Here is a 2,250-nt window from a genome sequence, read left to right on the forward strand (position 1 = left end):
CGTAAGCGTCCGCTGAACACACCTTATGAATTCATCCTATAAGCCTTAATTTAGTCCCCACTTAAAAACAAGTGGGGACTAAAATTTATGACTACGAATCACCAGACATCCATCGCATCTCTTGCGAAAAAACGAAGAACATACAGTGCTGAATTTAAACAGCAGATCGTTCAGGCTTGTAAAGCACCGGACGTTTCAATTGCTTCGGTCGCTTTGCAACATGGATTGAATACAAATCTTGTATCCAAATGGATTCGCTTAATTGATGGTAAGCCAAGGAATGATCGCTCACCACTACCGAATAAACCTGCATTTATTGCCTTATCTTGCTCTGCACCATTAGATCCTACTCCTACTGACATGTTAACGGTTCAAATTACTTTACCCCACTCAAAAGCAGAAATTGGCTTGAAATGGCAAGTATCAGAAATATCTGCTTTAGCAGAATTACTCAAGGCACTGGCAACATGATCCGCATTGATGAAATCTGGCTTTCTACCCAACCTCTGGATATGCGAGCAGGGATGGATACTGTCATGGCTCAGGTGGTGAGAGCCTTTGGCTACATTAAACCGCATTGTGCTTACCTGTTCTGTAATAAACGTGGCCATCGCATGAAAGTGCTGGTACATGATGGACTGGGCATCTGGCTGTGTGCCCGGCGGTTGGAACAGGGAAAATTCCACTGGGCGCAGGTTCACCAGGGTGAAAGCATGGCGATCAGTCCGGAACAGTTACAGGCACTGATCCAGGGTTTACCTTGGCAGCGCATTGGACGACAGCAGGTGGTGACGATGCTCTAAACTAGGCTGGTCCATTCTACTATTCTCCAAACGTTCTATTTCCTCTGCGTCATGACCTCAGGCATACTTCGGTCATGAAAATGCTGCCCGATTTAAGCCAACTGACCCATGAACAACTGCTGGAATTTACCCAGCAGTTGGCAATGCAGCATCAGTCTCTGGCACAATCAAATCAAGAATTAGAAAAATCAAACCAGCAATTGGATGCCAAAGTTCAACATCTTTCCATTCTCACGCAAAAATACGAGCATGAGCTCGCACTATTTAAACAGCACAAATTTGGCAGTAAAAACGAACATCTCACCGCAAAACAAATCCATCTGTGGGACGAAGCGGTTGAAGAGGATATCGCAGCAGTTGATCTGGAACTGGAGCGGCTGAATGCAGATAAAACCGATGCAGCGACAGAGAAAGCCACAGTCAACAAACCTAAACGTCGACTGCTGCCGGATCATCTACACACCATCCGTATTGAGCATGAACCTGCATCAACCCAATGCAGTTGTGGCTGCCAGTTACGTCGTATCGGCGAAGATATTAGTGAAAAACTGCATTTCAGACCGGCACAGTTCTATAAGGAACAGCATGTACGTGGCAAATGGGTCTGTGATCAGTGTGACACCCTGACTCAGCAAGCGATGCCCGCCTATGTTATTGATAAAGGCATTGCTTCACCTGAACTGCTCAGCCATGTGCTGGTATCGAAGTATGCCGATCATTTGCCGCTGTACCGTCAGCGCCTGATCTATCAGCGGGCGGGCATTGATCTGTCCAGATCCACGTTATCTGACTGGATTGGTCGCTGCGGTGTGGAACTGGAACCTCTGGCCAATGCCTTAAAACAGGTGGTGCTGCAACAGCGGGTGATCCATGCCGATGAAACGCCGGTCACCATTATGCGGATGGGTGATAATGAGAAAAAACCAAAGAAAGGTTATGTCTGGGCCTATGCCACCACACAGTACAATCCAGTTCAAGCGGTGATCTATGACTTTCAGGATAGCCGTTCAGGTCAGCATGCAGAAGAGTTCCTGAATGGCTGGCAGGGCCATCTGGTCTGTGATGATTACAGTGGTTATAAAGCACGCTTTAAATCAGGCCAGGTCATTGAGGTGGGCTGCATGGCACATGCACGTCGTAAATTTCATGAACTGCATGTGACTGGGAAAAGTCAGATCGCTGAACAGGCATTAGTGCTGATTCAGAAACTGTATGCCATAGAAGCAGAACTCAGGAAAAAGACCGATGGTACAGCAGAACAGCGCCGCGAATACCGACAACAGCATAGTCAACTGGTGATGCAACAACTGTATGAATGGCTAAACCAGCATCAACTGACGGTGCCATCGAGTTCTCCAACAGCCAAGGCCATCAATTACACTCTGAAGCGTTGGCCAGCTTTAAGCCGCTATCTGGATGATGGCAATCTACCGATTTGCAATAACTG

The 2,250-nt window shown here is 47.1% G+C and carries 3 protein-coding genes; all 3 read left to right on the forward strand.

Translation table 11 applies throughout. The features are described 5' to 3' along the window. The first annotated feature begins 87 nt into the window (after positions 1-87). On the forward strand, positions 88-471 hold the full coding sequence (locus tag NO346_RS14550; protein WP_058952467.1) for a transposase: 384 nt from the start codon (positions 88-90) through the stop codon (positions 469-471). Then, entirely contained in the window at positions 468-803 is a 336-nt protein-coding gene (gene tnpB / locus NO346_RS14555) for an IS66 family insertion sequence element accessory protein TnpB (RefSeq protein WP_067728626.1), read from the forward strand. The genes NO346_RS14550 and tnpB overlap by 4 nt, the downstream gene beginning before the upstream one ends. A gap of 74 nt (positions 804-877) precedes the next feature. Beyond that, on the forward strand, positions 878-2,250 hold a 1,373-nt coding region (locus NO346_RS14560; RefSeq protein WP_256415596.1), incomplete at its 3' end, for an IS66 family transposase.

It is taken from the genome of Acinetobacter sp. 5862, assembly GCF_024494585.1.
GTDB lineage: Bacteria > Pseudomonadota > Gammaproteobacteria > Pseudomonadales > Moraxellaceae > Acinetobacter.